We start from the raw sequence: 26,711 nt of genomic DNA on the forward strand, positions 1-26,711 counted from the left end.
CCCGGCCCCCTTGTGCATGCCCCGGTCGGGAAACTGCGCCTCCGACCGACATGCGCATAGCGAAACCGGATCGAAAACCGGCTGGATCGGTTACACCGTCATGACCGACCATCAGGCCGGTCCCGTAACAACTCCAGCAGACAGGATCTCCGATGGCAAAGAAGCCACTCAAAGTCGCCAAGACGCCCGCCGATGCCGAAGCGCAGCCGCAGTACAAGGTCGAGTATCGCGAGATCCAGCCCTATGGCTCGCTCAAGAGCCTGCCGATCGCGCTGGAGGACAATGCGCGCGCCCAGAGCGTCGCGATCCTGAACCAGGTCCTCGCCGACACGATGACGCTGCGCGACATGTACAAGAAGCATCACTGGCAGATGTCGGGTGCGACCTTCTACCAGCTGCACCTGCTGCTCGACACGCACTACGAGGCGCAGGCCGAGCTGGTCGACATGATCGCCGAGCGGATCATGGCGCTGGGCGGCATCAGCATCGCGATGGCGCCCGACGTCGCCGAGATGACCCGCATCCCCCGCCCGCCCAAGGGGCGCGAGGACGTGCCGACGCAGATCGCGCGCCTCCTCGAAGCGCACGAGATCATCCTGCGCCAGGCGCACGAGGGTGCCGAGCAGGCCGACGAATCGGGTGACGACGGCACCAACGACCTGCTGGTGAGCAACATCATCCGCACCGGCGAGCCGCAGGTCTGGTTCCTGGCGGAACACCTCGCCGCGACCGAACTGCTGCGCGGCGACAAGTAAGACACTGTTCCCCCGCGAAAGCGGGGGCCCAGGCCTTCGGGCGTGATCGCTCGCTACCCTGGGCTCCCGCGTTCGCGGGAGAACACGCGAAGAAGTTATTCGACCGTCACGCTCTTCGCGAGATTGCGCGGCTGGTCGACGTCCGTCCCCTTCGCCACCGCGACGTGGTACGCCAGCAACTGCACCGGCACGGCATAAACCAGCGGCGCGATCAGCGGATGCACCTTGGGCATGGTGATCGTCGCGATGCACCCCTCGCCCGCCGCCTGGATGCCGTCATAGTCGCTGATCAGCACGACCTTGCCGCCGCGCGCCTGGACTTCCTGCATGTTGCTGACGGTCTTGTCGAACAGCGGTCCCGACGGCGCGATGACGATGACCGGGACATGCTCGTCGATCAGCGCGATCGGCCCGTGCTTCATCTCGCCCGCCGCATAGCCTTCGGCGTGGATGTAGCTGATTTCCTTCAATTTCAGCGCGCCTTCCAGCGCCAGCGGATAGTCGGTCCCGCGCCCCAGATACAGCACGTCGCGCGCGCTCGCGATGACACCCGACATCGCCTGGATCGCCTCGTCATAGGCCAGCGCACCGTTGAGCGCGGCGGGGGCTTCCGCCAGATGCCGCACGATGTCGCGCTCCTGCTCGGCGCTCAGCAGCCCCTTGGCCTTGGCGAGGTTCGCCGCGAGCGCTGCGAGCACCGCGAGCTGGCAGGTGAACGCCTTGGTCGACGCCACGCCGATCTCGGGGCCCGCATGCGTCGGCAGCAAGAGGTCCGCCTCGCGTGCCATCGAGCTGGTCGGCACGTTGACCACCACCGCGATCTTCTGCCCCTCGGCCTTGGCATGGCGCAGCGCCGCGAGCGTATCCGCGGTCTCGCCCGACTGGCTGATGAAGAGCGCGAGCCCGCCCGCCTCCATCACCGGCGCGCGGTAGCGGAACTCCGATGCGACATCGAGGTCGACGGGCACGCGCGCGAACTGCTCGAACCAGTATTTTGCGACCATCCCCGCATAGAAGCTGGTCCCGCACGCGACGATCGTCACGCGCCTGATGGTCGACAGGTCGAACTCGGGGATCGGCAGCGAAACCTCGCCCTCCATCCGCTTCAGGTACGAGCGCAGCGTCTGCGCCACCACGATCGGCTGCTCGTAGATTTCCTTGAGCATGTAATGCCGGTGGTTGCCCTTCGACACGAGCTCGCCGGTGACGCCCGAGATCGTCACCGCACGCTCGACGGGCGCGTTGTCGCGGTCATAGACCTGCGCGCCATCGCGCGTCAGCACGACCCAGTCGCCCTCGTCGAGATACGCGATCCGCTGCGTCAGCGGCGCGAGTGCGAGCGCGTCGGAGCCGAGATACATCTCTCCATCGCCGTGGCCGACGACCAGCGGCGAGCCCAGCCGGGCGCCGATGAGCAGGTCGGGATGCTGGCGGAACAGGATCGCCAGCGCGAACGCACCGTGCAGCCGCGGTAGCACGTCGCGCACCGCGGCGACCGGGTCCATGCCCGCCTCGACCTTCTCACTGATCAGATGCGCGACGACCTCGGTATCGGTCTCGCTGGTGAACACACGGCCGCGCGCGACGAGTTCCTCGCGCAGCGGCTTGAAGTTCTCGATGATGCCGTTGTGGACCACCGCGACCTCGTTGGTGGCGTGCGGGTGGGCGTTGTTGGTCGTCGGGCCGCCATGCGTCGCCCAGCGGGTGTGCGCGATCCCTGTCACGCCCGGCAGCGGATGCGCGGCGAGTTCGGTCGCCAGGTTGACGAGCTTTCCCGACGCGCGCCGCCGCTCGATCCCACCATCGTGATCGGTGGCGATGCCCGCCGAATCATAGCCGCGATATTCGAGCCGCTTGAGGCCGTCGAGCAAGCGCTCGGCGACGTCTTCCGTGCTGAGGATGCCAACGATTCCGCACATTTAGATACTACTCCGCAGATCGGGTGTCATTTCGCTGCCTTGCGTGCGGCCATGCGCTCGCGGAAGCGTTTCGCCCAGCCGGGCTTTTCCGTCTGTTCAGGCCGGACCAGGACGAGCGCGTCCGCCGCGACGTCGCGCGTCACGACGGATCCCGCCGCGACGATCGCACCCGCGCCGATCGAGACGGGCGCCACCAGCGCCGAATTCGACCCGATGAACGCACCCGCGCCGATCACGGTCTTCGCCTTGAAATAGCCGTCGTAATTGCAGGTGATCGTGCCCGCGCCGATGTTCGCGCCCGGCCCCACTTCGGCATCGCCCAGATAGGTCAGGTGGCTCGCCTTGGCGCCGTCGCCGAGCACCGCCTTCTTCATCTCGACGAAGTTGCCGACCTTCGACGCGACGCCCATCATCGCGCCGGGGCGAAGCCGCGCATAGGGGCCGACCTCGGCGCGCTCGCCGATCGCCGCGCCCTCGATATGGCTGAAGGCGTGGATCGTGGCGCGGTCGCCGACCACGGTGCCGGGGCCGAACACGACATTGGGCTCGATCACGACGTCGCGGCCGATCTCGGTGTCGTGCGCGAACCAGACCGTCTCGGGCGCGATCAGCGTCGCGCCTTCGGCCATCGCACGCGCGCGCCGCTCGGCCTGCCACGCGGCCTCGACCCCGGCGAGTTCGCCGCGGCTGTTGACGCCCGCGACCTCGGCAGCGTCGGTCTCGATCACCGCGGACGCCCGACCATCCGCCGCCGCCAGCATGACGATGTCGGGCAGATAATATTCGCCCGCCGCATTGTCGTTGCCGACGCGGTCGAGCAGACCGAACAGGTCGTTCGAACGCACCGCCATAAGTCCCGAATTACACAGCGTTTCCGCGCGTTCGTCGGACGTCGCGTCCTTGAATTCGACCATCTTGGCGATCCGTCCCGACGCATCGGCGATCACCCGGCCATAGGCACCCGGATCGGCGGGGCGGAAGCCGAGCACGACCGTCGCGGGCGCATCGTCGCCGTGCAGCCGCTCGACCATCCGCCGCATCGTCGCGGCCGACACCAAGGGCACGTCGCCGTACAGGATCAGTACGTCGCCCGAGAACCCAGCCAGCGCCACGCGCGCCTGCGCGACCGCGTGACCGGTACCGAGCTGCTCCGCCTGCAGCGCGGTCGCGATCCCCAGCGGCGTCACCGCCGCCTCGACCTGCTCGCGCCCCGCCCCGGTGACGACGACGGTCCGCGCCGGCGACAGCGCACCCGCGCTGGCGACCAGGTGCAGCAGCATCGGCCGCCCGGCGATCGGGTGCAACACCTTGTGCAGGTCCGATATCATCCGCGTCCCCTTGCCGGCGGCGAGGATCACGACGGCGAGATCGGCGGCAAGACCGGCGGGGGGGGCTGCGTCTGACATACCGACCGCGCTGCCACGAAAGCCTTGCCAATTCCATAGCCCGGCTGGCACGCGGGCCCGGATGACGCACTTTTCATTCGATATTGTCGGGTTCGACCTCGACGGCACCCTGCTCGATACCAGCGGCGACCTTGCCGCGGCGGTCAACCACGCGCTGGATTCGATCGGCCGCCCGACGCTGAGCGTGGAGCAGGTCAAGCCGATGATCGGCGGCGGCGCGCGGCACATGCTGGCGCAGGGCATGGCAGCGACCGGCGGGTGCGACACCGCGACGCTCGACCTGCTGCACGCGCGGCTGCTCGCTTATTACGAGGCGAACATCGCGGTGCTGACGCGGCCCTATCCCGGTACGCTCGACGCGCTCGACGCGCTGGTCGCCGGCGGCGCGAAGGTCGCGATCGTCACCAACAAGCTCGAGGCGCTGGCGACGCAGGTGCTCGTCGAGCTGGACCTGCTCGACCGCTTCGCCTGCGTCATCGGCGGCGACACGATGGGCCCGGGCAAGGCGAAACCCTCGCCGGCGCCGATCCACGAGATGATCCGGCGATCGGGCGGCGGGCGCACCGCGTTCGTCGGCGATTCGATCTTCGATATCGAGGCGGCGCATGCCGCCGGCGTGCCGGCGATCGCATGCAGCTTCGGCTTCCTCATGCAGCCGGTCGCGGAGCTGGGCGCGGATGCGATCATAGACGGTTACGACGAATTGTTGCCGACGCTCGCGAGGCTTGCCGCGTGAACCCGCGGACGATCTGGCTGTTCCGCGTGGCGCTGTTCCTCGCGGTTGCGGTCGCGGTCACGATGGCGCTGCTGCCGCAGCCGCCGCATCTGCCGATCGACAAGTTCGGCGACAAGTTCGCGCACATGCTCGCCTTCGCGACGATGGCGCTGCTGGCGGCGCTGGCCTATCCGCGCATCCGGCTGGTGCGGATCGGCGAGCGGCTGTCGTTCCTCGGCGCGCTGGTCGAGGTGATGCAGTCGATCCCGGCACTGCACCGCGACTGCGACATCCGCGACTGGGTGGCGGACACGATCGCGATCATCGCCATCCTGCTGGTGGTCGCGACGATCCGTCGACGCAGCACGATCGTCGGCAAGACGATCCACTGATCCCCCCTCCGTCATCCTGACGAAAGTCAGGACCCGGGGTTTCACGCGCGGCGCCCGGAACCCTGGGTCCCGGGTCAGGCCCGGACGGGAAGGGATTTGAGCGACGAGCTTTTTCGCCACTTCGTCCACAAATGCCGCGCGAGCATCGCCGGTGGCATCCGCAGCCAGTGCGACCGCACGTAGAAGGCGAACCGCGTGACCGGCCGCGTCGGCCGCCCCCAGCCGTCGCGTGCCAGCAGCCGGCGGAGGTAGAGGCGATCCACGCTCCGCGTCGCGACGCCATCGAACACCGACGCGCTCAGACGCAGCGCGCGCGCGACTTCGCCAGACAATCCGTGATGCACCGCCCGCTCCGCCAGCCCCTCGGTCCCGAACTCCTCGACCAGGCAGCGGATATCCCACAGGTTGCGCAAGCCGCCCGCGAGATCCCCATCGGCGAACAGATGCGCGGCGGCATGGACGATCATGTCGTTCGGGGTCAGCACCGACAGCCCGTTGCCGAGGTCGACGCGCGCCGCGATCAACGCCGCTGCATCCGGCGTCGGCCGCGCGGTGAGCGGCAGGATCGTGTGGTGCACGTCGATCATCCGGTCGCGCTCGCGGTGGATCAGTGGCGGCAACTCGTGCATCCAGCGCCGGTAATAGGCGTCGTCATAGGGATCGGGCTTCACCCATTCCCAGCCGGCGCCGAGCAACGCCGCCTCGACCGCGTCGAGATCGCCGCGCGGCACCAGGATATCGAGGTCCCCGATCGACCGCCCCTGCCCCGCGAGCATCCCTGCCGCCACGAACGCCGTTCCCTTCAGCAGAACGACCGGACCGCCGAGCGGCGCAAGCGCGCGCCGCGCCATCTCCGCCTCCCACAACGCCGCGCGGCGCCCCTGTTCGGCGCCCGCGCGTACATCCTCGAGGATACGCACGACCGAGGCCGGCATGGGCAGGCCCTGCAACCGGACGGCCAGCGTGCCGATCAGTTGTTCGGCCCGCGCCATCGTCAGCAACGCAGTCCAGCCGTCCGCATCGAGCGCCGCCGTCGTCGAGGGATCGGCGAGAGCGCGCGCCAGCGGCCAGGCGTCAGTCACAGCGCGTCCCACAACGCCTCTACCTGCGCCACCGCGCTTGCCCCGTCGGGATAATCGACCGCGAGCGACGGCACCGCGCCGATCAGCCTCGTCAGTGCACCGAAGCCGGCCTCGCCGAGCGCGACATAGTTGGTCGACGCTTGCGTCATCCGCACGAATGCCTCGGCAGGCGGGACCGGCCGGACCTCGGCCGCGAACCCATAGCGCGGGAACAGCAGCAGCGCCGGCGTCGCAGCCACGTCCATCGCCGCGATCGCGCGCGCGTCGGGGACCATGTGACGGATGTCGCCCTTGGGCGTGTCCGGCATCAGCGGCCCGAGCCGCGCATCAGGTCGCGCCGCGATCGCCGCCGCGATCCCCTCGTTCTTGAGGCTGATCAGCCGCGGAAAGGCGTGGACCAGCCCGGTCGCCGGATCGAGCAGCGCGAACTCGTCGCCCATGAACCGCCAGCCCCGCGCGGCGAGCAGGCTGGCGAGCGTCGACTTGCCCGCGCCCGATATGCCGGTCATCAGCAGCGCGCGCCCGTCGCGCTCGACCGCGGAGGCGTGCAGCAGCAGATAGCGCCGGCCGCCCAGCGCCATCTGCAGGTTCATCGCCATCTCGGCCGCGAGCAGCCCCTGCGACAGCGGCAACGGCGCGGCCTCGGGCAGCATATAGTCGCCGCCGATCTCGACCGACGGCCGGACAAACCGACGCCACGGCCGCCGCGCGAACAGCCGGACGGTGAAGTCGGGAACGTCGGGCCTGGGATAGTCGCGGTACAGCGTCTCCAGCGCGGCGACCGGCGCGCGCCAGTCGGATCCGACGCGGAACCCGATCGGACCGATGCGGATCGCGACCGCGTGCCTCATGCCGCGGCGACGAGTCCCGAGACGACGAGCTCGTCGAGCCGCGCCGCCAGCGCCTCGCGATCCCCGTCGGCGAGGTCGTATTCGACCGAGAGCGTCGCGAGCAGCGCGTCGAGCGTCATCCCCTCCTCACCCAGCGCGTGCAGGATCTGCGGCGCGGGTTCGGTCAAAAGATGCGTGATCCCCGACGCGTGGTGGAACACCGCCGTGAATTCATCGAGCGGCGCCACGAGCAGCGCGTCGGCGGGAGGGGCGCGGTAGATGGTCACTGCAGTCCTCCCCGTCATGCCGGACGTGTTCCGGCATTTACCGGTCCGCGTACCAATGGACTGTTTGGTTTGCGGCACGGTGGACCCCGGAACAAGTCCGGAGTGACGACGGACGGGACGGCCCTCAGCCGCGCGGCATCTGCAGCGAGGCGAAGCAGGTGAAGCCGCCCTGGCCGCGCTGCAGCCGGCGGATATAGTTCACGTACGCGCGGCTGCGGTCGGATTCGGTACCGGGCAACGTGCTGCCCGATGCCATCGCCTGCCTGACCTCATATCCCTTGAACGGGCGGCTCGCGGGCCGGAACGCACCCCGCGTCCCCGAGGCGACGACCCGTCCCTGCGGATCGATGAAGGATCCCGCACGACCCGGGTCGGGGACCGGGATCTCGCAGTTCAGCACCGATCCCGCGGTCTGCGCGAGCGCGGGGCGGATCGAGACGACCGCGCTGGCCGTGACCGCCCCCAGCATCAGCGCGCGACGCGTCGGCGCGCCCCCCGCATCCGGAGCAGTGGTGGCGCCATCGTCCGGGCCCGGTTCGGATCGAATTTCGTCGCTCATGATGCCCCTGCTACACGCCAGCCCTTTCATAATCCTGAAGCTATGACAAGGCAGGCCCGTGGCGGGCGCCACCGCCGTGCCGAACCGGGACGGGCTGGCGCTGCGTATACCGGGTATCGTAGGGGACGGCATGCTTTCCGGATTTGGCCTGCGCACCTTCTGGGCGATCGTCGTCGTCGTCGTCGCGGCGATCGCGGTGTTCGCGATCACGTCGGGCGTGCAGGGCGCGATCGTGACCTTGGTCGGCGGGATCGCCGCGGCGCTGGTCGCGGCCGGGACCGGCGACGATGCGTCCGAGATCGCGGCGGTGCCAGCCCCGCCACCGCCGTCGATCCTCGACGAGGTGCTCGACGCGATCATCGAGCCGGTGCTGCTGATCCGCGACGGCCGCGTCTCGATCGCCAACACCGCGGCGCGCGCGCTGCTCGGCCAGCACATCGTCGGCGACGACGCCCGCGTCGCGATTCGCCATCCCGCCGCCGCCGAGCGGCTGTCCGAGGCGGAACCGCTCGGGATCGAACGACCGATCGAGCTCGTCGGACTCGGCACCCGCGACCAGCGCTGGGAAATGCGCGTCGGCGAGGCGTCGGACGGCCAGCGCATCGTCCACCTGATCGACCAGACCGGCAACTATGCCGCCGAGCGGATGCGCGTCGATTTCGTCGCGAACGCCAGCCACGAGCTGCGCACGCCGCTCGCGTCGATCCTCGGCTTCATTGAGACGCTCAGCGACGAGGCGGGCGAGGATGCGATGGTCCGCACGCGCTTCCTCAAGGTGATGGACGACGAGGCGCAGCGGATGCTGCGGCTGATCGAGGACCTGATCTCGCTCAGCCGGATCGAGGCGGAGAAATACCGCTTGCCCGACCATCCGGTCGACCTGGTGGCGCTGGTCGCCGAGGTCCGCAGCGAACTCGCCGACGGTGCCGGCGCGCGCGGTCGCGATCTGGTCGGCGAGGTCGATACCGCGATCCCCGCAGTCTCGGGCGACCGCGTCCAGCTGTCGCAGATGCTCCACAACCTGATCGGCAACGCGATGAAATACGGTCGCGCGGGCACGCCGGTGACGGTATCGCTGCGCCGCGACGATTCGGGCATGGTCCGCCTGTCGGTGCGCGACGAGGGCGAAGGCATCGCCGCGGTTCACATTCCCCGCCTCACCGAGCGCTTCTACCGTGCCGACGCCGGCCGCAGCCGGTCGGTCGGCGGCACCGGGCTCGGCCTCGCGATCGTGAAACACATCGTCGAGCGGCATCGCGGTCGGCTCGACATCGTCAGCCAGGTCGGCGTCGGCACTACCGTCATGGTCATTCTGCCCCCCGCCAAAGTCGCTGTCACAAAAGGATAACATTACTGTCACACGGACGCGGTCGTGGACCGGTAGAGCCGATCCCGGAACGGGGATTTCAGTGCGGCGAGTTTTGGGTCTTGGAATGCTGGCGCTGGCGGGCTGCGTCGATCAGGCGAACGGCGGCGGCGCGGGCTCGCGCGACCAGATCGCCGCGGTCGGGTCCTCGACCGTCTATCCGTTCACGACGATGATCGCCGAACAGCTGGTCGGGAACGATCCCGACGCGAAGGCGCCGGTGATCGAATCGACCGGCACCGGCGCGGGGATGAAGCTGTTCTGCGCGGGCGTCGGCGCCGCGCATCCCGATATCGAGGACGCCTCGCGCCGGATGAAGGCGAGCGAATATGCCCAGTGCGCCAGGAACGGCGTGCGCGACATCCTGGAAATCCAGGTCGGCATCGACGGCATCGCGTTCGCCGAGGCGAAGAACGGGCCGAAGATGACGCTGACTCCGGTCGATCTCTACAAGGCGCTGGCGGCGAACCCCGGCGGCAAGCGCAACACCGCACGGGTATGGCGCGACGTGAATCCGGCGCTGCCCGCGGTGCCGATCCAGGTCTATGGTCCGCCCGCGACCAGCGGCACCCGCGACGCGCTCGCCGAACTCATCCTGACCAAGGGCTGCGAGGAGTCCGATCCGACCGCGCCCGGCCTCGCAAAGTCCGACCCCGAGGCGCACAAGGCGCTGTGCACCCGCGTCCGCGAGGACGGCGTCTATGTCGACGCCGGGGAGAACGACAATTTGATCGTCCAGAAGCTGCAGTCGAACCCTAATGCGATCGGCGTGTTCGGCTATTCCTATCTGGAGGAAAACAAGGACTCGGTGAACGGGGTCGCGATCTCGGGCGTCGCGCCGACCTATGCCTCGATCGCGGACAATGCGTATCCCGGGTCGCGGCCGCTCTATATCTACGTGAAGAAGGCGCATCTGACCGCAATCCCGGGGCTGCGGAACCTGCTGAAGCTCTATGCGGCGAACTGGGGCGCGACCGGGCCGCTGGTGAAGCGCGGGCTGATCGCCGCGCCCGCTGCGGTCCAGGCGCGCTCGGCGGCGATCGTGAAGAACGAGACCGTGATGGATCCGGCGGTGCTGTCGTGAGCTTCGTTCCACGCCTTTTGCTTCGTCATCCTGAACTCCTCCTCCGTCATCCTGAACTCGTTTCAGGATCCATAGCGCGGCAGATCCCACGGTCCGCGGCGCGTGCCGCCAGATGGATCCTGAACCAAGTTCAGGATGACGGGGCGTGTGGGACGGGTGTTCCGCGCTCTTCCGGAGGTGACGGGGTGCGTAGGGCCTCCGGTCCGCTCGATCTCGGAGGAACGACCGCCTGATGTCCGCGCTCGCCCTGCTCTTCCTCGTCCTCGCCCTAGGCCTCATCGGCTGGCTCACCGCACGCGTCCGCGCCACGCGGTTCCGCGTCGGGACGACCGCGCGGTTCAGTTCGCTGCCGGGCCATCACGGCTGGTTCGTCGCGCTGTGGACGATGGTGCCGCCGCTCGTCTTCCTGATCGCGTGGAGCCTGGTCTCGCCCGCGCTCGTCACCGACACGGTGCTGAACACCCCCGCCGCGGTGCAGCTTCCCCCGCCCGGCTTCGACCGCGCGTCGGTGCTGTCCGAAGCGCGCAGCCTTGCAGAGGGCCGCAGCTACGGCGCGTTCCACGAACTCGCGCGCACGCTGGCGCCCGCCTATGCCGCCGCGCAGGACCGGTTCGACTGGATCGCGACCGCGCTCGCGCTGCTGCTCGCCTTTGCCGGCGGCGCGTTCGCCTTCACGCGCGTCCGCCCCGGGTTCGGCGCGCGCAGCCAGGTCGAGCGCGTGGTCATGCTGCTGCTGCTCGCTGCCTCGCTGATCGCGATCCTGACCACCGTCGGCATCGTCGCCTCCCTGCTCTACGAATCGGCGCGCTTCTTCTCGGTCGTACCGATTACCGACTTCCTGTTCGGCACCCACTGGAGCCCGCAGGTGATCGACGCGCGCGATCCCGGCGCCTCGCTCGGCGCGGTGCCGCTGTTCTGGGGCACCTTCTTCATCGGCGCGGTGATCGCGATGATCGTCGCGATTCCCTTCGGCCTGATGAGCGCGATCTACCTGACGCAGTACGCCGCACCCGCGACGCGCAAATGGATGAAGCCGATCCTCGAGATGCTCGCGGGCGTGCCGACCGTCGTTTATGGCTATTTCGCCGCGCTGACGGTGGCGCCCGCGGTGCGCGACTTCGCGGTGTGGATCGGGATCAGCTGGGCCTCGTCGGAGAGCGCGCTCGCCGCCGGGCTGGTGATGGGCATCATGATCATCCCGTTCGTGTCGTCGATGGCGGACGATTCGATCGCCGCGGTGCCCTCGTCGATGCGCGACGGCAGCCTGGCCATGGGCGCGACCTCGTCGGAGACGATCCGCCGCGTGCTGCTGCCCGCAGCCCTTCCCGGCGTGGTCGGCGGCGTGCTGCTCGCGGTCTCCAGAGCGATCGGCGAGACGATGATCGTCGTCATGGCCGCCAGCGGCGTCGCCACGCTGACCGCGAACCCGTTTGCCAGCACCACCACCGTCACCAAGCAGATCGTCGACCTGCTGACCGGCGAGGCCGAGTTCGACAGCCCCAAGACGCTCGCTGCGTTCGCGCTGGGCCTGACGCTGTTCGTCGTCACCCTGCTCCTCAACATCGTCGCGCTGCGCGTCGTCAAACGGTACCGTGAAGCCTATGATTGAGACGCTCATCCCGCAGCTGCCGACCAGCGGTGCCGAGCCCGCCGAGCGCGTGCCGACCGACTGGACGACGCAGGCGATGCAGGCGCGCATCCGCCGGCGCTACGCGTCCGAACGCCGGTTCCGCTTCGCCGGGATGGCGGCGGTGTGGCTGTCGGCGGGGTTCCTCGCCTTCCTGCTGGTCTCGATGCTGAGCCAGGGTGCGACCGGGTTCACCGAAACCCGCGTCGCGCTGCCGATCGACTTCGCCGCGGCCAAGCTGCCGGTCGAGCCCGCACGGCTGCAGGGCCGCGGCGCCGACCTCGCGCTCGCCGCCGCCAACCTCGAAGGCGCGGTCGACAGCGCGGCGACCAAGGCGTTCGGCGAGGACGCCACCGACCTGCTGTCCGACGGCGCCTGGATGACCGTCCGCGACGCGATCAAGGCCGATCCGACTTTGCTCGCCCGCAAATCGGTGTTCGAGGTCCCCGTCGCCAGCCCGATCGACGTCGCCGCCAAGGGCCGCGGCACCCCCGCGGCCGAAGCGGTACTGGCGCGGCTCGAGGCGCGCGACGCGATCTCCAGCGCGCTCAGCCTGACCTTCCTGACGTCGGCCGATTCCACCGACGCGACGCGCGTCGGCATCTGGGGCGCGTTCAAGGGCTCGCTGCTGACAATGGCGGTGACCTTGCTGCTCGCCTTCCCGATCGGCGTGCTGTCGGCGCTCTATCTCGAGGAATATGCGCCCAGGAACCGCTGGACCGACCTGATCGAGGTCTCGATCAACAATCTCGCCGCGGTCCCCTCGATCATCTTCGGGCTGCTCGGGCTCGCGGTGTTCCTCGGCACGTTCGGGATGCAGCGCTCGGCGCCGATCGTCGGCGGGCTCACGCTCGCGCTGATGACGATGCCGGTGATCGTCATCGCCGGGCGCAACGCGATCAAGGCGGTGCCGCCGTCGATCCGCGACGCAGCCCTCGGCGTCGGCGCGTCGCCGGTGCAGGTCGTGTTCCACCACGTCCTGCCGCTGGCACTGCCGGGCATCCTCACCGGCACGATCATCGGCATGGCGCGCGCGCTGGGCGAGACCGCGCCGCTGCTTATGATCGGCATGCGCGCGTTCATCGCCGCGCCGCCCTCGGGGCTCGACAATCCCGCGACCGTGCTGCCGGTGCAGATCTTCCTCTGGTCCGATCAGGTCAGCCGCGGCTTCGTCGAGAAGACCTCGGCGGCGATCATCGTCCTGCTCGTCTTCCTGCTCGCGATGAACGGCGTCGCGATCTACCTCCGCAACAAATTCGAGACCCGCTGGTGATGCCACAGACTCCCAAGACTCCGAATTTCAAGATGACGGCGCGCAACGTCAGCGTCTCGTACGGCACCAAGCTGGCGATCAACGACGTGTCGATCGACGTCGACCAGGACGAGGTCACCGCGTTCATCGGTCCCTCGGGCTGCGGCAAGTCGACCTTCCTGCGCACGCTCAACCGCATGAACGACACCGTCGCCAGCGCGCGCGTGACAGGCGACATCAAGCTCGACGGGCAGGACATCTATTCCCCCGACATGGACGTCGTGCAGCTGCGCGCGCGCGTCGGCATGGTGTTCCAGAAGCCCAACCCCTTCCCGAAATCGATCTACGAGAACGTCGCCTACGGCCCGCGCATCCACGGGCTGGCGGGCACCAAGGCCGATCTCGACCGCATCGTCGAGAAGTCGCTGCGGCGCGCGGGGCTCTGGGACGAGGTCAAGGATCGCCTGACCGACAGCGGCACCGCGCTGTCGGGCGGGCAGCAACAGCGGCTGTGCATCGCGCGCGCGATCGCGGTCGATCCCGAGGTCATCCTGATGGACGAGCCTTGCTCCGCGCTCGATCCGATCGCGACCGCGAAGATCGAGGAACTGATCCACGAACTGCGCGGCCGCTACGCGATCGTGATCGTCACGCACAACATGCAGCAGGCGGCGCGGGTCAGCCAGAAGACCGCGTTCTTCCATCTCGGCACTTTGGTGGAGTACGGCAACACGTCCGACATCTTCACCAACCCGCACGAGGAACGCACCAAGGACTATATCACCGGCCGCTACGGCTGAGTGGAGGGACAAGCATGAACTCTCATACCGTCAAGGCCTTCGACAACGACATCGGTCGCCTGCGCGGGCTGATCTCGCAGATGGGCGGGCTCGCCGAGGATGCGATCGCGCGCGCGATGCAGGCGCTCGCGCGCAGCGACCTCGACCTCGCCGAACAGGTCCGCGCCGACGACAAGCGCATCGACGCGCTCGAGGCCGAAGTCGAGCGGCTCGCGGTGCAGATCATCGCGCTGCGCGCACCGATGGCGGTCGACCTGCGCGAGGTCGTCGCGGCACTCAAGATCGCCGGGCTGGTCGAGCGCATCGGCGACTATGCCAAGAACATCGCCAAGCGCGTGCCGATGATCGAGAGCGAGCACCGTATCGAGCCGATCTCGATCCTGCCCGCGATGGGCCGGATGGCCGGCGACATGGTCCGCGCGGTACTCGACGCGTTCGCCGCGCGCGACTTCGCCGCGGCGATGCGCGTGGTCGAGAGCGATACCGCGCTCGACGATTTCTACGACAGCATCTTTCGCACGCTCGTCACCTACATGGTCGAGAACCCGCGTACGATCAGCCAGGTCGCGCACCTGCTGTTCGTCGCCAAGAATCTCGAGCGGATCGGCGACCATGCCACCAACGTCGCCGAGATGGTCTATTTCGCCGCGACCGGCACCCAGATGGCCGACCGCGACCGCGGCGGCGAGCAGGAGCAGTAAGATGGCACGCGCACGGATGTTGCTGGTCGAGGACGACGCGGCGCTCGCCGAACTGCTGGTGTGGCATTTCAAGCGCGAGGATTTCGAGATCGCGCACACCCCCGACGGCGAGGAGGCCTTGCTGCTCGCCAAGGAGAAGGTGCCCGACATCGTCCTGCTCGACTGGATGGTCGAGGGGCTGTCGGGTCTCGAGGTCTGCCGCCGACTGCGCCGCGCGCCCGAGACGCAGAACGTCCCCATCATCATGCTGACCGCGCGCGGCGAGGAAGAGGACCGCGTCCGCGGGCTCGAGACCGGCGCCGACGACTATGTCACCAAGCCCTTCTCGCCGCGCGAACTGGTCGCGCGCGTCGGCGCGGTGCTGCGCCGCGTGCGTCCGGCGCTGGCGGGCGAGGCGCTCAGCTATTCGGACATCGAGATGGACACCGTCGGCCACAAGGTACGGCGCTCGGGCGAGGTCGTGTCGCTCGGACCGACCGAGTTCCGGCTGCTCAAGCATTTCCTCGAACATCCCGGCTGGGTCTTCTCGCGCGAGCGGCTGCTCGACGCGGTGTGGGGGCATGATTCGGACATCGAGGCACGGACCGTCGACGTCCACATCCGCCGGCTGCGCAAGGCGATCAACGTCGGCGAACGCCCCGACATCATCCGCACCGTGCGCTCGGCCGGCTATTCGCTGGATACGGGCGGGTAAGCCCTCCCCGGCTTACGCCCCCCCTTCGTCACCCCAGCGAAGGCTGGGGTCTCCCGTGGCAAGCGCGGGACAGGAGCCGCGAAAGACCCCAGCCTACGCTGGGGTGACGGTTGATGCTCGGAAGCTGCCAGTTGCTGACGAGACGCACCCCGACCCGCGAAGGAACGCCGGTTCCCGGCTGCGTACACACACCCCAAAAGAATCGCCTCCGAAACAAAGGACCCAAGTTTGCACTGGCGCGTTGGGGCGGGGTGCTAATGAACTAGCGCTAAGAATTTAAGGAGATACGCATGAAGTTCATCCTTCTCGCCGCAACGGCCCTCCTCGCCGCCCCGGTGATCGCGCAGACCGCGCCGCAGACGGCCCCGGCCGCCGATCCCGCGATGGCACCGCCGGCTGCCGACCCCGCAGCACCGTCGCCCGCAGACCAGGCCGCACCGGCCCCTGCCGCCGATCCGGCAATGGCACCGCCGGCCGCACCGGCTGCGCCTGCCGCTCCGATGGCGCCGGCGCCGATGGCCGCCGATCCGAACGCGCCGACGCCTGCCGGTGGCTACCAGCCCGCTGGCCCTGCCACCTCGGGCCCCGCAGCCCCGGGCGCGACCGTGCGCTTCCAGCCGGCACCGTCGCCCGATCAGGCCTATCCGGCTCCGGCGCCCAAGGCATCCTACCCGATCTGCAAGAAGGGCCAGTATGACGGCTGCATGCAGGGCGGTGGTGGCCGCAAGTCGAGCCGCCGCAAGTAAGCAGTCCCGCCGGCGGACGTGATCGTCCGCCGGCACGACCCGCGGTGAAAGGCGCCCTTCTCGCAAGAGAGGGGCGCCTTTCTGCTGCCTGCCACCTGAGCGACCAACCGGACGCGCCGCACTGTATGGTCAGCGCAATACACCGATGCTATGACGGCCCCGAACAGGGGGGGGCATCCATGTATAGCGAGAGCGATATCGACAATGCGGTGAGCGCGGGCGTGCTCACGCCGGCCACCGCGAACGCGTTTCGCAACCACGTCGCCGCCGCCCGCGAGACGCCCGCAGTCGACGAGGAGCATTTCCGGCTGCTGACCGGGTTCAACGACATCTTCGTCTCGATCGCCCTGGTCATCCTGCTGATGGCGGTCGGCCAGATCGGCGGCAGCATCGCGAGCGGCGTCGGCGCCGCGGCGGTCGCGGCGGTGGCATGGGGCCTCGCCGAATTCTTCACCGCACGGCGTCGCATGGCGTTGCCGAGCATCCTGTTGCTGCTCGCTTTCGTCGGCGGGATCGCTGGTGCTGCCAGCCTGTTCGGGATGGCGGTGATCGGCCACGATGGCTCCGACCGGGCGCAGGCGCTGGTCACGGCGGTCGCCGCGATCGCCGCGGCGGCGGGGGCCTGGGTGCATTGGCGCCGGTTCGCGGTGCCGATCACCGTCGCCGCCGGGGTGGCGTCGCTCGCTGGCCTCGCGCTGGCGCTGCTGCTCGCCGCGATCCCGTCGGCAAAGGGCGCGATATGGCCGCTGTCGGTGATCGCCGGGGTCGCGGTGTTCGCACTCGCGATGCGCTGGGACCTCAGCGACCGCGACCGGATCACGCGCCGCGCCGACGTCGCCTTCTGGCTGCACCTGGCGGCAGCCCCGATGATCGCGCATCCGGTGTTCCAGATGCTCGGCGTGTTCGGCAACGATATCGGCATCGGCACCGCGCTGATCGTGCTCGTGCTGTACCTGGCGTTCGGGTTCATCGCGCTGGCGGTCGATCGTCGCGCGCTGCTGGTCTCCAGCCTCGCCTATGTCCTCTACGCGATGTACGCGCTCATCAAGACCAGCGGCGCGGTCGAACTGAGCGCGGCGATCACCGGGCTGGTGATCGGCTCCGCACTGCTCAGCCTGTCGGCATTCTGGCAGCCGATGCGACGGCTGGTCATCGGCACCCTGGGCGATCTCGGCCGCCGGTTGCCGCCGGTACCGGTCGCGGTCGCCTAGTCGACCAGCTTCATCAGCCGCCGCTCGACCGGCGCGAGCACGGGGCCCAGCTCGTGCCCCCGCTTCAGGACCATCCCGCCTTCGCCGAACAGCGCCCACATGCCCTGGCGGTTACGCAGGCTGGGGCGCTTCTCGATCCGGAATTCGGGGCGTTCGGCGGCGCGGCGGAAGCAGGCGAACACCGCCGCCTCGGTGCCGAGGTCGATCGCATAGTCGCGCCAGTGCCCCGCCGCGACCATCCGGCCGTACAGGTCGAGAATCCGCCCCAGTTCCGCGCGATCGAACCCGACCTGCAGCGGCGCCGTGCGGCCGGGAAATGGCGTGACGACTCCCATCAGGCGCGGTCGCGCTCCTGGGGTTCGGCGAGGAGCGCGTCGAGGCGCTTGCGCATCGTCTCGAGTTCGCAGCGCATGATCTCCATCCGCTGCGTCGCGGGATCGAACAGCTCGCTGCACGGCGTGCCGTAGGGGACGAACGGCGCGGCCGGCGCCATGCCGCCCGCGACCGTCGTGGCCCGCGCCGGGATGCCGACCACGGTCGTCCCCTCGGGCACGTCCCGCGTGACGACGGCGTTCGCGCCGACCCGCGAGCGTGGCCCCAGCGTGATCGGCCCCAGCACCTGCGCGCCGGATCCGACGATCGCGCCGTCCATCAACGTCGGATGGCGCTTGCCCGTGACGCCGTTGTCGGGACTGGTGCCGCCCAAGGTCACGCACTGGTAGATCGTGACGTCGTCGCCGATCTCGGCGGTCTCGCCGATCACGACGAAGCCGTGGTCGATGAAGAAATTGCGCCCGATCGTCGCACCCGGATGGATGTCGATCGCGGTCGTGAACCGCGACCAATGGTTCACCGCGCGCGCGAGGAAAAAGAACCGCGCCTTGAACAGCCGGTGCGCGACGCGGTGCCAGCCGAGCGCCCAGACGCCGGGATAGAGCAGGATTTCAGCCAGCGACCGCGGCGCCGGATCGCGCGCGCGAATCGATTCGAGATAGGCGAGTAATCGGTTCGCCATGCGCGCGTCCCCTTTGTCTGGGCGAGTATCTAAGGGGTCGGGCCGAAGATTTCCAGAAGCGGACGTCATCCCGGGACGGGCCCGGGATGACGACGCACTCAGTTCATCGCGGCGTGCACGGTCCCGACGGCCTTGATCACCGCGCCGATCCGCACCGAGGTCTGGATCGCATCGGCAGTGACGCCGGCCTTCTTCAGGATCTGCTCGTGGCTGTCGATGCACATGCCGCAGCCGTTCATCGCCGACACCGCCAGGCTGAACAGCTCGAAATCGACCTTGTCGATCCCCGGCTGGCCGATCACGTTCATGCGCAGCTTGGCCGGCATGTTGCGATATTCCTGGTTCCCGGCGAGATGCGTGAAGCGGTAGTAGACGTTGTTCATCGCCATCACCGCAGCCGCCGCGCGCGCCGCATTGGCGGCTTCAGGGCTGAGCTTGGGCGCGCATTCGGCCTCGGCCGCGTCCACCAGCGGCTTGTAGCCGGTCGCATGCGCGCAGGCGAGGAACAGCCCGAACTTGCGCTGGTCGGTCAGCTGCGGCTCGCTCAGCAGCGAGCCCACGTTGAGGCGGATGTCCTTGGCGAAATCGGGAAGCGTCCCGGCGAATTCCTTGAGCGACATGATGGTTCTTTCTTCCCCCCTCCCGCGTGCGGGAGGGGTCGGGGGAGGGCCTGTAGGCAAAAAGAGAGGGCGCGTCCGTGGACACGCCCTCCCCTAGCCCCTCCCGCACGCGGGAGGGGAATGTAGCGTTACGCCGCGAGCTGGAGGACGTCCTCGCCCTTGTTCCAGTTGCACGGGCACAGCTCGTCGGTCTGCAGCGCGTCGAGCACGCGGAGCGTCTCGGCGGGGTTGCGGCCGACGTTCAGGCCGTTGACCTGGACCGCCTGGATGACGTTGTCCGGATCGATCGTGAAGGTCGCACGGAACGCGACATGCTCGTTCTTGTCGAGGATGCCGAGCGCTTCTGCGAGCTTCGCGCCGTTGTCGGCGAGCCACGGGAAGTCGGCATTGGCCAGGTCGGCATCCGACTTGCGCCAGGCGAGGTGGACGTGCGCGGTGTCGGTCGACGCGCCGATCAGCACCGCGTCGCGGTCCTCGAAGTCGCCCTTCAGTTCGCTGTAGCCGACGATCTCGGTCGGGCAGACGAAGGTGAAGTCCTTCGGCCAGTAGAACAGCACCTTCCACTTGCCGGGATAGGCGGTGGTCAGGTCGAGCGTCTCGCCGGCCGGGAGTGCGGCCGTGCCCTGCTGGACGGGGATGGTCAGGGCGGGGAAGGTATCGCCGATGGTCAGCATGGTGGTTCTCCTGGAGTGATTACGGGCTCCAGGCATCCTCGGGATCGGCGGGTCGGCCCGCTCGGCTGTTGCAACGCGTATATAGGCGATTGCCTTATCGATCCAATAGCCTATCTCGCGTTTAATGATCGATCGAGGCGATTAATGGCAACCTATCTCCCTACCCTTAAACAACTACAATATCTGGTCGCGCTGAAGGATCACGGCCATTTCGGCCGCGCGGCCGAGGCGAGTTTCGTCACCCAGTCGACGTTGTCGGCGGGCCTGCGCGAGCTCGAGACGCTGATCGACGTCGTGCTGGTCGAGCGCACGCGGCGAGTCGTCCGCTTCACGCCGCTCGGCGACCGCATCGCCGACAAGGCGCGCCGCGTGCTGCGCGAGGCCGAGGAACTGGGCGACATGGCGCGCGCCGCCGGGCGGCCGCTGTCGGGCGACATGCGGATGAGCGTGATCCCGACGATCGCCCCGTTCATGTTGCCGCGCATCCTGCCGCGGATCCGCGAGAGCTATCCGGACCTCAAGCTGTTCCTGCGCGAGGAGCCGACCGGCGCTGCGTGCGAGGGGCTGCACAATGGCCGCGCGGACTGCGTGCTACTCGCCCTCCCCTATGCGTGCGGCGAGGTCGCGCACCAGACCTTGTTCGAGGACCGGTTGTTCCTCGCCTTCCCGACCGGCGAGATGCCGAGCGCACTGCCCGCGATCGCCGCTGCCGACATCGACGAGACGCGGCTGCTGCTGCTCGAGGACGGGCATTGCCTCAAGGACCACGCGCTCGCGGCGTGCAACCGGCCGGAGATCCGCGCCGAGGCGACGATGCTCGGTACCTCGCTCCACACCATCGTGCAGATGGTCGACAACGGCCTGGGGATCACCATCCTGCCTGAAATGGCGTTGAAGGCCGGGCTGCTCGACAACACGACCATTACCGCCAAGCCGCTCGACGAGGCCAATGCGGTGCGGCGGATCGCGCTCGTGTGGCGGCGCGGCAGCCCGCGCGAAAAGGATTTCCAGCTGCTGGCGCAGGTCCTGGCCGAAGCCCAGTAGGCAACGCCGCAGGGAACCTTGTGCCTCGGTAACCATATGGTATCCGACCCGCTGCCGTCTTCCGGAGAGATACCATGTCGACCAAGACCCTGCTTCTGATCGTCGCGAGCACGCTCGCGCTGGGCGCCTGCAGCCGTGGCAAGGACAAGATCGAGACCGCGTCCACTCCCGTTGCCGAAGCGCCGGGCCGCGACGCCCCCGGCCCGGTCGCGCCCAATCCCGCGGTCGGCGGCGCGCCGATGCTGGCCACGCGGACGATCGTCGAGAACGCCGCCGCGGCGCCGACGCTGACGACCCTGGTCGCGGCGGTGAAGGCTGCCGACCTGACCACGACGCTGTCGGGCCCCGGCCCGTTCACGGTCTTCGCGCCGTCCAACGATGCGTTCGGCCGCCTCGCGCCCGGCATGGTCGATACTTTGCTCAAGCCCGAGAACAAGGCGTCCCTGGTCAAGGTGCTGACCTATCACGTCGTCGCCGGGTCGATCACCGCCGAGCAGTTGAAGGAACGCATCATGACCGGTGGCGGCACCGCGACTCTGACCAGTGTCGAGGGCGACCCGATCACCGCGACGATGGTCGGCACGATCATCGCGCTGACCGACGTCAACGGCAACAAGAGCTATGTCGAGACCGCCGACGTCCGCCAGTCGAACGGCATCGTCCATGTCGTCAACGGCGTGATCGTCCCCAAGCTCGGCTGATCGCCGGACGGCAACGGCCGGGCGGGTCGTTGCGCAGCGGCAATGGAACCGCGGCGGTCGTACGGCATTGGTCCCCCGTCTATCACCAGTCGGGAGTTTTCCATGATCCGCCAGACGACCCTAATCGCCGCGACCGCCGCGCTGCTGTGCGGCACCGCTGCAGTCGCACAGACCGCGCCGGCCGCCCCTGCCCCCGCCCCCGCTGCAGGCCAGCCGCGGACGACGACCGCCGCGCCGATGGCACCGGCCGCACCGCAGGCCGGCACGACCACCGCGGCTCCGCAGGCCGGCGCGCCGGCTGCCCCCGCCGCACCCGCGGCCGCACCGACGACGACGATCACGCAGGCGCTGCCGACGCTTCCCAACCACGCGACCCTCGTCAAGCTGGTTGCCGCGGCGAAGCTCGACGCGACGCTCGCAGGCCCCGGTCCGTTCACCGTATTCGCTCCCAATGACGAGGCGTTCAGCCGCTTGCCGCCGGGCGCGCTCGACACGCTGATGAAGCCGGCGTCGTCCGCCAGCCTGGCGACGATCCTCAAATATCACGTGGTCGCCGGCGCGCTGACCGCGGACCAGATCAAGGCGCAGATCACCGCCGGCGGCGGCAAGGCGACGCTGACGACGCTCGCCGGCCAGCCTTTGATCGCCTCGCTCGGCGAGAACGGCAACGTGATGCTGACCGACGTCAACGGCGGCAAGGCCTATGTCGACACCGCCGACGTCAAGGCGACCAACGGCGTCGTCCACCTGACCAACGGCATGAGCGTGCCGAAAATCGGGTAAGGCTTCGGGCGCCGGGGAGAACCGGCGCCCTTCCCTAGAACGAAACACCACCCCGGCGAAGGCCGGGGCCCAATTGGGGGACATTGGTGACGGCGGCCAGCCCGCGGTCACTGCAACCTTTCCAGTTGGGCCCCGGCCTTCGCCGGGGTAGTGTATTCAACTACGATTGCGCTCGGATCGCTCCCCCCAGCCGGCTATTCCGCCTGCCACCGCGCGGCGGCCGCCTCATCCGTTTCCCGCGCCTCGACCCAGGACGCCTCTCCGCCCCGCGTCTCGCGTTTCCAGAACGGCGCGTCGGTCTTCAGCCGGTCGATGAGATACGCACACGCCTCCAGAGCCGCACCACGATGCGGCGCCGTCGCCGCGACGAACACGATCCGCTCGCCAGGCCCCATCGGCCCGACGCGGTGGACGATCGTCGCCGCCTGCAGCGCCCAGCGGTCGACCGCGGTCTGCGCGACCACGCGAAGCGCCGCCTCCGTCGCACCGGGATAATGTTCGAGCTCGAGCGTATCGACTCCGTCGTCGGCCCGGACGAGGCCGGTGAACGTCACCACCGCGCCGGCGCCCGCCATTTCCGCGCGCGCCATCTCGACCGGAAGATCGATGGCATTCCGCTGTACCGCGACGTGGATCATCCGCCGGTCACCGGCGGAAAGATCGCGATCTCGCGCGCGCCGGCGATCGGCGTATCGAACGCCACGAACGCCTGATCCACCGCAGCACGCAAGCGACCACGCTCTGCAAACGCGTCGGCATGTGCATCGTCCAGTCCAGCCAGCCAGTCTACCAGTTCGCCGACGGTGGTGACCTCCGCCGGCGGATTCACGCGTTCCTCGGCGACGCCCACGCGCTCGCGCACCCAGGCGAAATACAGCATCTCGATCGTCATGGTCAGTCCATATGCTTCAGGCCGACGCGCAGGTAATCCCAGCCCGTCAGGACGGTCAGGACCGCTGCGCCCCAAAGGGCGACGATCCCGACCTGGTGCACCCACGCCATCGTCGGCAGCGCGCCGCCCAGGATGATTCCGCCCAGCGCGACCAGCTGCAGCGTCGTCTTCCACTTGGCGAGTCGCGATACCGGGACCGAGACCTGGACCTGCGCCAGAAACTCGCGAAGCCCGGAGACCGCGATCTCGCGCAGCAGGATGATCAGCGCGGCGATGACCTCGAGCCCGGCGATGTCGCGTGTGCCGACCAGGATCAGCACGACGGCCGCGACCATGATCTTGTCCGCGATCGGGTCGAGGAAGATGCCGAGCCGCGACACCGCGCCATTGGCGCGCGCGAGATATCCGTCGAAATAATCGGTGACGCCCATCAGGCAATATAACGCGAACGCGATGCCGTAGCCGGCGGCCCAACCGGGCCACCACAGAAAGGCTACGAGCAGGGGTACCGCGACGATCCGCGACAGCGTCAGAAGGTTAGGCAAGGTCCACACCCTCCACCCCTATACCGGTCGGCGCCGCCACGAAACCGGTTTAAGCGTTGGCGTCGTCCCGGGGCTGGGGTAAGAGCGACGCCGTCAGTTTGCCACGATCGGGCCATTTCTCGTTATGCTCAACGCCATGGGGTTGCTGAAGCAACGTCGCTTCCTACCCCTGTTCACCACGCAGTTCCTCGGCGCGTTCAACGACAATCTGTTCAAGACCTCGATGGTCCTGTTCGCGACCTACGCCATCTTCAACGACCCGAAGATGGAGGCGAACTTCAACGCGCTGGCGACCGGCATCTCGATCCTGCCGTTCTTCCTGCTGTCGGCGCTCGCCGGGCAATTGGCGGACAGCCACGACAAAGCCCGGATCATCCGGATCGTGAAGACCGTCGAGATCGGCATCATGCTGCTCGGCGCCACCGGCCTGATGGTCGCGCGTGCGGGGCATTCGACGGTCGGCGTGTCGCTGATGCTCGGCGCGGTGCTGTGTCTGGGCGTGCACTCGACGTTCTTCGGGCCGATCAAATACGCGATCCTGCCGCAGCACCTGCGTCCGCACGAGGTGCTGGGCGGCACCGGGCTGGTCGAGGCCGGCACCTATCTCGCGATCCTGATGGGCACCGTGCTCGCCGGCTGGATCTCGATCGAGGGCGCCGCCGCGACCGTGCTGGTGATCGCGGTGGTCGGCTGGTTCGCCGCGCGCCAGGTGCCGCCGGCACCGCGCGAAGGGCCGCTGCTCAAGCTCGACTACAACCCGTTCACCGCCTCATGGCGGTTGATCAGCGCGACGCTGCACATCCCGAGGCTGTTTCTCGCGATCTGTGCGATCAGCTTCTTCTGGACGATCGGGTCGGTGCTGATCATCATCTTCCCGCCGCTGGTGAAGAACGTGCTGACCGCCGACGAACGCGTCGCGAGCTTCGTGATCGCGGTGTTCTCGGTCGGCGTCGCGATCGGATCGGTGGTCATCAACTCGATGCTGAAGGGCAAGATCTCGGCCAAATACTCGCCCGCCTCGGTCATCGGCATGGGCGCGTTCGTCGTGCTGTTCTCGTTCATCGCGCGCCACTGGACGCGGTCGCCGGCGGGCACCTATTACGACTGGGCCGGCTTCGTCGCGCAGCCCGGGTCGATCCTGCTGCTGGCGACCCTTCTCGCGATCGCGATCACCGGCGGCATGTTCGTCGTGCCACTCTACGCGTTCCTGACGACCACCGTCGAAAAGGATCAGACCGCGCGCACCGTGGCGGCAAACAACGTCGTCAATGCCGGCGCGATGACGATCGGCGCGGTCGCGGTCCTCGGCATCACCGCGCTGGGCGTGACGCCCGAGGACATGCTGTTCCTGGTCGCGGCGATGTGCCTGGTCTCGGCCTGGCTCGCGCAGAAACTCCACCGCGCCTGCGACTGACGCGCAGGCCGCCGGGCCCGTTCAGAAGATGAAGCTGTAGAAGCAGGTGAAGAACGCGGCGAAGCTCAGCACGAAGAGCTTCCAGTCCTCGTCGTCGTTCTTGCGCGCCGGTTTCACGGCGGTTGGCGGTAGCGACCGGCGGAACGGATGGCGGGCGGCTTCTTGGGTGAGGACGAGGCGTCTTGTCATGGCGAAGAGTTAACGCGGCGTTTACGATTTAGCCCAGAGCCGAAGATGGTTAAGTTCGCGCTGTGCGGAAATGGGACGGTTTGCGGACATGCTGCCCGGCCGATCGACGCCGGAAAATCGTGGTTGCACGCCACCCCGTCGCCTGTAGCATCGCCGATCCACCGACACGGGACACCCGACATCCAGCAGATTGGCGCTCTACCCTATATCGTCGACGCACAGGGCGGTACGCAGGTCATGCTCATCACCTCGCGCGACACCGGCCGCTGGGTGATCCCCAAGGGCAACCCGATTCCCGGCCTCGCCGCGCACGAGGCCGCCGCGCAGGAAGCCTATGAGGAAGCGGGCATCCGCGGCATTCCGTGCGCGTTCGCCGTCGGCAGCTTCGCCTACCGCAAGAAGCGCCGCACCGGCCGCTACCGCGACCTGGTCGTCACCGTCTTTCCGCTCGCCTTTGTCGAGCAGGTCGCGGACTGGCCCGAGCGGCATCAGCGCGACACCCGCTGGTTTCCGCTTGATCGCGCCGCGGCGGCGGTGGATGAGCCCGAATTGAAGGCGCTGATCGCGGCTTTCCGCGAACCTCCGGTCCTGCCGACGTTCGCGCAACGCATTTTACCGGCCGTGCGCACGAGCGCGAGAAGGAGAATTCCGATGCTGGGCTGGTTCCAGTCGCTGATGCCGAAACAGGGCCGGTTCTTCGAGCTGTTCGACGCGCATGCCGCCACGCTGGTCGCGGGCGCCGACGCGCTCGCGCGGCTGCTGCACGGCGAAGGCCTGATCGAGGCACAGGTCGCCGAGATCGTCCGCCGCGAACACGAGGCCGACGACATCACCCGCGAAGTCCTGCAGGACGTCCGCCGCGTGTTCGTGACGCCGTTCGACCGCAGCGCGATTACCGACCTGATCGGCGTCATGGACGACGCGATCGACCAGATGAACGGCACCGCCAACGCGATCCTACTGTACGAGGTGACCGAATTCCCCGCCGAGATGCGCGACATGGCCGGCATCATCGTCGAAGCCGCACGCATCACCGCCGAGGCGATTCCGTTGCTCCGCTCGCTCGGCTCCAACGCCGGCCGCCTCCACGACCTGACCGCGCGGCTGATCCAGATCGAGGGTCATGCCGACCACATCCACGATACCGGGATCAAGGCGCTGTTTCACGCCTCGAAGGGCGGCAGCGACCCGATGGCGTTCATCGTCGGCCGCGAACTCTATGGCAGCCTGGAGAAGATCGTCGACCGCTTCGAGGATGTCGCGAACGAGATCCAGGGGCTGGTCATCGACCATGCTTGAGCCGCGCGACATCTTCACTCCCAGACCACCCCGGCGAAGGCCGGGGCCCAGTTGGGGGACTCCCGTGACGACGGACAGCGCCCCGTTAAATCTGCCTTCCCACCTGGGC

31 protein-coding genes are annotated in these 26,711 nt (G+C 68.5%); 17 read left to right on the top strand and 14 right to left on the bottom strand.

Annotated elements, in window-relative coordinates; all coding sequences use genetic code 11:
- Positions 1–152: 152 nt before the first annotated feature.
- Positions 153–755 carry a Dps family protein gene (locus FSB78_RS07970; RefSeq protein ID WP_147081619.1) on the top strand — a complete coding sequence of 201 codons (603 nt, stop codon included), beginning with the start codon at positions 153–155 and terminating at the stop codon, positions 753–755.
- Positions 756–850: 95 nt separating this feature from the next.
- Here the strand turns inward: FSB78_RS07970 and glmS are convergent, their stop codons facing one another.
- Positions 851–2,674, bottom strand: coding sequence for a glutamine--fructose-6-phosphate transaminase (isomerizing) (gene glmS, locus FSB78_RS07975; protein ID WP_147081621.1), 1,824 nt, complete (start codon positions 2,672–2,674; stop codon positions 851–853).
- A 26-nt stretch (positions 2,675–2,700) separates the two neighbouring features.
- The gene (gene glmU / locus FSB78_RS07980) at positions 2,701–4,080 is read right to left on the bottom strand and encodes a bifunctional UDP-N-acetylglucosamine diphosphorylase/glucosamine-1-phosphate N-acetyltransferase GlmU (protein WP_147081623.1); all 1,380 of its coding nucleotides are present in this window, start codon (positions 4,078–4,080) and stop codon (positions 2,701–2,703) included.
- Between the two features lie 61 nt (positions 4,081–4,141).
- On the opposite strand from glmU, the gene FSB78_RS07985 reads away from it, so the two are divergent.
- Positions 4,142–4,816 carry an HAD-IA family hydrolase gene (locus tag FSB78_RS07985; RefSeq protein ID WP_147081625.1) on the top strand — a complete coding sequence of 225 codons (675 nt, stop codon included), beginning with the start codon at positions 4,142–4,144 and terminating at the stop codon, positions 4,814–4,816.
- Positions 4,813–5,187 carry a hypothetical protein gene (locus tag FSB78_RS07990; RefSeq protein WP_147081627.1) on the top strand — a complete coding sequence of 125 codons (375 nt, stop codon included), beginning with the start codon at positions 4,813–4,815 and terminating at the stop codon, positions 5,185–5,187. The genes FSB78_RS07985 and FSB78_RS07990 overlap by 4 nt, the downstream gene beginning before the upstream one ends.
- Positions 5,188–5,261: 74 nt before the next feature.
- On the opposite strand, the gene FSB78_RS07995 is transcribed toward FSB78_RS07990, so the two are convergent.
- The 4 genes from FSB78_RS07995 to FSB78_RS08010 form a co-directional block, all read right to left on the bottom strand.
- Positions 5,262–6,269 carry a nucleotidyltransferase domain-containing protein gene (locus FSB78_RS07995; RefSeq protein WP_147081629.1) on the bottom strand — a complete coding sequence of 336 codons (1,008 nt, stop codon included), beginning with the start codon at positions 6,267–6,269 and terminating at the stop codon, positions 5,262–5,264.
- Complete coding sequence (locus tag FSB78_RS08000; RefSeq protein WP_147081631.1) at positions 6,266–7,120, bottom strand: HprK-related kinase A; 855 nt, start codon at positions 7,118–7,120, stop codon at positions 6,266–6,268. Before FSB78_RS08000 ends, FSB78_RS07995 begins: the two co-directional genes overlap by 4 nt.
- Positions 7,117–7,386, bottom strand: coding sequence for an HPr-rel-A system PqqD family peptide chaperone (locus FSB78_RS08005; RefSeq protein ID WP_242008124.1), 270 nt, complete (start codon positions 7,384–7,386; stop codon positions 7,117–7,119). Before FSB78_RS08005 ends, FSB78_RS08000 begins: the two co-directional genes overlap by 4 nt.
- A gap of 124 nt (positions 7,387–7,510) precedes the next feature.
- Positions 7,511–7,945: a hypothetical protein gene (locus FSB78_RS08010; RefSeq protein WP_147081635.1), complete on the bottom strand. Its 435-nt coding sequence runs from the start codon at positions 7,943–7,945 to the stop codon at positions 7,511–7,513.
- A 130-nt stretch (positions 7,946–8,075) separates the two neighbouring features.
- Between FSB78_RS08010 and FSB78_RS08015 the strand changes: the two genes are divergently transcribed.
- The 9 genes from FSB78_RS08015 to FSB78_RS08055 all read left to right on the top strand — a co-directional run bounded on the left by FSB78_RS08015 (position 8,076) and on the right by FSB78_RS08055 (position 17,426).
- The gene (locus FSB78_RS08015; RefSeq protein ID WP_147081637.1) at positions 8,076–9,293 is read left to right on the top strand and encodes an ATP-binding protein; all 1,218 of its coding nucleotides are present in this window, start codon (positions 8,076–8,078) and stop codon (positions 9,291–9,293) included.
- Positions 9,294–9,378: 85 nt separating this feature from the next.
- On the top strand, positions 9,379–10,395 hold the full coding sequence (locus tag FSB78_RS08020) for a substrate-binding domain-containing protein (RefSeq protein ID WP_147081639.1): 1,017 nt from the start codon (positions 9,379–9,381) through the stop codon (positions 10,393–10,395).
- Between the two features lie 232 nt (positions 10,396–10,627).
- Complete coding sequence (gene pstC / locus FSB78_RS08025; protein ID WP_147081641.1) at positions 10,628–12,004, top strand: phosphate ABC transporter permease subunit PstC; 1,377 nt, start codon at positions 10,628–10,630, stop codon at positions 12,002–12,004.
- Positions 11,997–13,295 carry a phosphate ABC transporter permease PstA gene (gene pstA, locus FSB78_RS08030; protein ID WP_147081643.1) on the top strand — a complete coding sequence of 433 codons (1,299 nt, stop codon included), beginning with the start codon at positions 11,997–11,999 and terminating at the stop codon, positions 13,293–13,295. Before pstC ends, pstA begins: the two co-directional genes overlap by 8 nt.
- Positions 13,295–14,074: a phosphate ABC transporter ATP-binding protein PstB gene (gene pstB / locus FSB78_RS08035; protein ID WP_147081645.1), complete on the top strand. Its 780-nt coding sequence runs from the start codon at positions 13,295–13,297 to the stop codon at positions 14,072–14,074. Before pstA ends, pstB begins: the two co-directional genes overlap by 1 nt.
- Positions 14,075–14,088: 14 nt before the next feature.
- Positions 14,089–14,775: a phosphate signaling complex protein PhoU gene (phoU, locus tag FSB78_RS08040; protein ID WP_147081647.1), complete on the top strand. Its 687-nt coding sequence runs from the start codon at positions 14,089–14,091 to the stop codon at positions 14,773–14,775.
- A gap of 1 nt (position 14,776) precedes the next feature.
- Complete coding sequence (phoB, locus tag FSB78_RS08045) at positions 14,777–15,469, top strand: phosphate regulon transcriptional regulator PhoB (RefSeq protein ID WP_147081649.1); 693 nt, start codon at positions 14,777–14,779, stop codon at positions 15,467–15,469.
- Positions 15,470–15,759: 290 nt separating this feature from the next.
- Entirely contained in the window at positions 15,760–16,215 is a 456-nt protein-coding gene (locus FSB78_RS08050; RefSeq protein WP_147081651.1) for a hypothetical protein, read from the top strand.
- A gap of 179 nt (positions 16,216–16,394) precedes the next feature.
- Positions 16,395–17,426, top strand: coding sequence for a hypothetical protein (locus tag FSB78_RS08055; protein ID WP_147081653.1), 1,032 nt, complete (start codon positions 16,395–16,397; stop codon positions 17,424–17,426).
- Here FSB78_RS08055 and FSB78_RS08060 read toward each other — a convergent pair.
- From FSB78_RS08060 to FSB78_RS08075, 4 genes are all read right to left on the bottom strand, one after another.
- Positions 17,423–17,761, bottom strand: a complete 339-nt coding sequence (locus tag FSB78_RS08060; protein ID WP_147081655.1) for a DUF2794 domain-containing protein — start codon at positions 17,759–17,761, stop codon at positions 17,423–17,425. The genes FSB78_RS08055 and FSB78_RS08060 overlap by 4 nt on opposite strands.
- Positions 17,761–18,441, bottom strand: a complete 681-nt coding sequence (gene epsC, locus FSB78_RS08065) for a serine O-acetyltransferase EpsC (protein ID WP_147081657.1) — start codon at positions 18,439–18,441, stop codon at positions 17,761–17,763. The genes FSB78_RS08060 and epsC overlap by 1 nt, the downstream gene beginning before the upstream one ends.
- A 98-nt stretch (positions 18,442–18,539) precedes the next feature.
- Positions 18,540–19,061, bottom strand: a complete 522-nt coding sequence (gene ahpD, locus FSB78_RS08070; RefSeq protein WP_147081659.1) for an alkylhydroperoxidase, AhpD family — start codon at positions 19,059–19,061, stop codon at positions 18,540–18,542.
- Between the two features lie 128 nt (positions 19,062–19,189).
- Entirely contained in the window at positions 19,190–19,735 is a 546-nt protein-coding gene (locus FSB78_RS08075; protein WP_147081661.1) for a peroxiredoxin, read from the bottom strand.
- Positions 19,736–19,879: 144 nt separating this feature from the next.
- Here FSB78_RS08075 and FSB78_RS08080 point away from each other — a divergent pair, with 144 nt between their 5' ends.
- The 3 genes from FSB78_RS08080 (at position 19,880) to FSB78_RS08090 (ending at position 22,263) form a co-directional block, all read left to right on the top strand.
- A complete protein-coding gene (locus tag FSB78_RS08080) occupies positions 19,880–20,779 on the top strand; it encodes a hydrogen peroxide-inducible genes activator (RefSeq protein WP_147081662.1) in 900 nt (299 codons plus the stop codon).
- Between the two features lie 74 nt (positions 20,780–20,853).
- The gene (locus tag FSB78_RS08085) at positions 20,854–21,480 is read left to right on the top strand and encodes a fasciclin domain-containing protein (RefSeq protein WP_147081664.1); all 627 of its coding nucleotides are present in this window, start codon (positions 20,854–20,856) and stop codon (positions 21,478–21,480) included.
- Between the two features lie 102 nt (positions 21,481–21,582).
- Positions 21,583–22,263 (top strand): fasciclin domain-containing protein, encoded by a 681-nt coding sequence (locus tag FSB78_RS08090; protein ID WP_147081666.1) that lies wholly within the window; start codon positions 21,583–21,585, stop codon positions 22,261–22,263.
- A 194-nt stretch (positions 22,264–22,457) separates the two neighbouring features.
- Here FSB78_RS08090 and FSB78_RS08095 read toward each other — a convergent pair whose 3' ends face one another.
- Genes FSB78_RS08095 through pgsA form a run of 3 tightly spaced genes read right to left on the bottom strand, consistent with a single transcriptional unit; the run spans position 22,458 to position 23,709 of the window.
- Entirely contained in the window at positions 22,458–22,901 is a 444-nt protein-coding gene (locus tag FSB78_RS08095; RefSeq protein ID WP_147081668.1) for a molybdenum cofactor biosynthesis protein MoaE, read from the bottom strand.
- Positions 22,898–23,155, bottom strand: a complete 258-nt coding sequence (moaD, locus tag FSB78_RS08100) for a molybdopterin converting factor subunit 1 (RefSeq protein WP_147081669.1) — start codon at positions 23,153–23,155, stop codon at positions 22,898–22,900. The genes FSB78_RS08095 and moaD overlap by 4 nt, the downstream gene beginning before the upstream one ends.
- Before the next feature lie 2 nt (positions 23,156–23,157).
- Positions 23,158–23,709 carry a CDP-diacylglycerol--glycerol-3-phosphate 3-phosphatidyltransferase gene (gene pgsA, locus FSB78_RS08105; RefSeq protein ID WP_147081671.1) on the bottom strand — a complete coding sequence of 184 codons (552 nt, stop codon included), beginning with the start codon at positions 23,707–23,709 and terminating at the stop codon, positions 23,158–23,160.
- 115 nt (positions 23,710–23,824) lie between these two features.
- Between pgsA and FSB78_RS08110 the strand changes: the two genes are divergently transcribed.
- Entirely contained in the window at positions 23,825–25,114 is a 1,290-nt protein-coding gene (locus FSB78_RS08110; protein WP_147081673.1) for an MFS transporter, read from the top strand.
- A 21-nt stretch (positions 25,115–25,135) separates the two neighbouring features.
- Here the strand turns inward: FSB78_RS08110 and FSB78_RS19255 are convergent, their stop codons facing one another.
- Positions 25,136–25,303, bottom strand: coding sequence for a hypothetical protein (locus FSB78_RS19255; protein ID WP_199743137.1), 168 nt, complete (start codon positions 25,301–25,303; stop codon positions 25,136–25,138).
- A 180-nt stretch (positions 25,304–25,483) separates the two neighbouring features.
- Between FSB78_RS19255 and FSB78_RS08115 the strand changes: the two genes are divergently transcribed.
- The gene (locus tag FSB78_RS08115; RefSeq protein WP_147084083.1) at positions 25,484–26,602 is read left to right on the top strand and encodes a DUF47 family protein; all 1,119 of its coding nucleotides are present in this window, start codon (positions 25,484–25,486) and stop codon (positions 26,600–26,602) included.
- Positions 26,603–26,711 lie beyond the last annotated feature (109 nt).

It is taken from the genome of Sphingomonas ginsenosidivorax, from assembly GCF_007995065.1.
Lineage (GTDB): Bacteria > Pseudomonadota > Alphaproteobacteria > Sphingomonadales > Sphingomonadaceae > Sphingomonas > Sphingomonas ginsenosidivorax.

Coding starts and splice junctions, on each gene's coding strand:
- FSB78_RS07970 (WP_147081619.1), top strand. CDS start 153: ATGGCAAAGAAGCCACTCAAAGTCGCCAAGACGCCCGCCGATGCCGAA.
- glmS (WP_147081621.1), bottom strand. CDS start 2,674: ATGTGCGGAATCGTTGGCATCCTCAGCACGGAAGACGTCGCCGAGCGC.
- glmU (WP_147081623.1), bottom strand. CDS start 4,080: ATGTCAGACGCAGCCCCCCCCGCCGGTCTTGCCGCCGATCTCGCCGTC.
- FSB78_RS07985 (WP_147081625.1), top strand. CDS start 4,142: ATGACGCACTTTTCATTCGATATTGTCGGGTTCGACCTCGACGGCACC.
- FSB78_RS08000 (WP_147081631.1), bottom strand. CDS start 7,120: ATGAGGCACGCGGTCGCGATCCGCATCGGTCCGATCGGGTTCCGCGTC.
- FSB78_RS08010 (WP_147081635.1), bottom strand. CDS start 7,945: ATGAGCGACGAAATTCGATCCGAACCGGGCCCGGACGATGGCGCCACC.
- FSB78_RS08015 (WP_147081637.1), top strand. CDS start 8,076: ATGCTTTCCGGATTTGGCCTGCGCACCTTCTGGGCGATCGTCGTCGTC.
- FSB78_RS08020 (WP_147081639.1), top strand. CDS start 9,379: ATGCTGGCGCTGGCGGGCTGCGTCGATCAGGCGAACGGCGGCGGCGCG.
- pstC (WP_147081641.1), top strand. CDS start 10,628: ATGTCCGCGCTCGCCCTGCTCTTCCTCGTCCTCGCCCTAGGCCTCATC.
- pstA (WP_147081643.1), top strand. CDS start 11,997: ATGATTGAGACGCTCATCCCGCAGCTGCCGACCAGCGGTGCCGAGCCC.
- pstB (WP_147081645.1), top strand. CDS start 13,295: ATGCCACAGACTCCCAAGACTCCGAATTTCAAGATGACGGCGCGCAAC.
- phoU (WP_147081647.1), top strand. CDS start 14,089: ATGAACTCTCATACCGTCAAGGCCTTCGACAACGACATCGGTCGCCTG.
- phoB (WP_147081649.1), top strand. CDS start 14,777: ATGGCACGCGCACGGATGTTGCTGGTCGAGGACGACGCGGCGCTCGCC.
- FSB78_RS08050 (WP_147081651.1), top strand. CDS start 15,760: ATGAAGTTCATCCTTCTCGCCGCAACGGCCCTCCTCGCCGCCCCGGTG.
- FSB78_RS08055 (WP_147081653.1), top strand. CDS start 16,395: ATGTATAGCGAGAGCGATATCGACAATGCGGTGAGCGCGGGCGTGCTC.
- FSB78_RS08060 (WP_147081655.1), bottom strand. CDS start 17,761: ATGGGAGTCGTCACGCCATTTCCCGGCCGCACGGCGCCGCTGCAGGTC.
- epsC (WP_147081657.1), bottom strand. CDS start 18,441: ATGGCGAACCGATTACTCGCCTATCTCGAATCGATTCGCGCGCGCGAT.
- ahpD (WP_147081659.1), bottom strand. CDS start 19,061: ATGTCGCTCAAGGAATTCGCCGGGACGCTTCCCGATTTCGCCAAGGAC.
- FSB78_RS08075 (WP_147081661.1), bottom strand. CDS start 19,735: ATGCTGACCATCGGCGATACCTTCCCCGCCCTGACCATCCCCGTCCAG.
- FSB78_RS08080 (WP_147081662.1), top strand. CDS start 19,880: ATGGCAACCTATCTCCCTACCCTTAAACAACTACAATATCTGGTCGCG.
- FSB78_RS08085 (WP_147081664.1), top strand. CDS start 20,854: ATGTCGACCAAGACCCTGCTTCTGATCGTCGCGAGCACGCTCGCGCTG.
- FSB78_RS08090 (WP_147081666.1), top strand. CDS start 21,583: ATGATCCGCCAGACGACCCTAATCGCCGCGACCGCCGCGCTGCTGTGC.
- FSB78_RS08095 (WP_147081668.1), bottom strand. CDS start 22,901: ATGATCCACGTCGCGGTACAGCGGAATGCCATCGATCTTCCGGTCGAG.
- moaD (WP_147081669.1), bottom strand. CDS start 23,155: ATGACGATCGAGATGCTGTATTTCGCCTGGGTGCGCGAGCGCGTGGGC.
- FSB78_RS08110 (WP_147081673.1), top strand. CDS start 23,825: ATGCTCAACGCCATGGGGTTGCTGAAGCAACGTCGCTTCCTACCCCTG.
- FSB78_RS19255 (WP_199743137.1), bottom strand. CDS start 25,303: ATGACAAGACGCCTCGTCCTCACCCAAGAAGCCGCCCGCCATCCGTTC.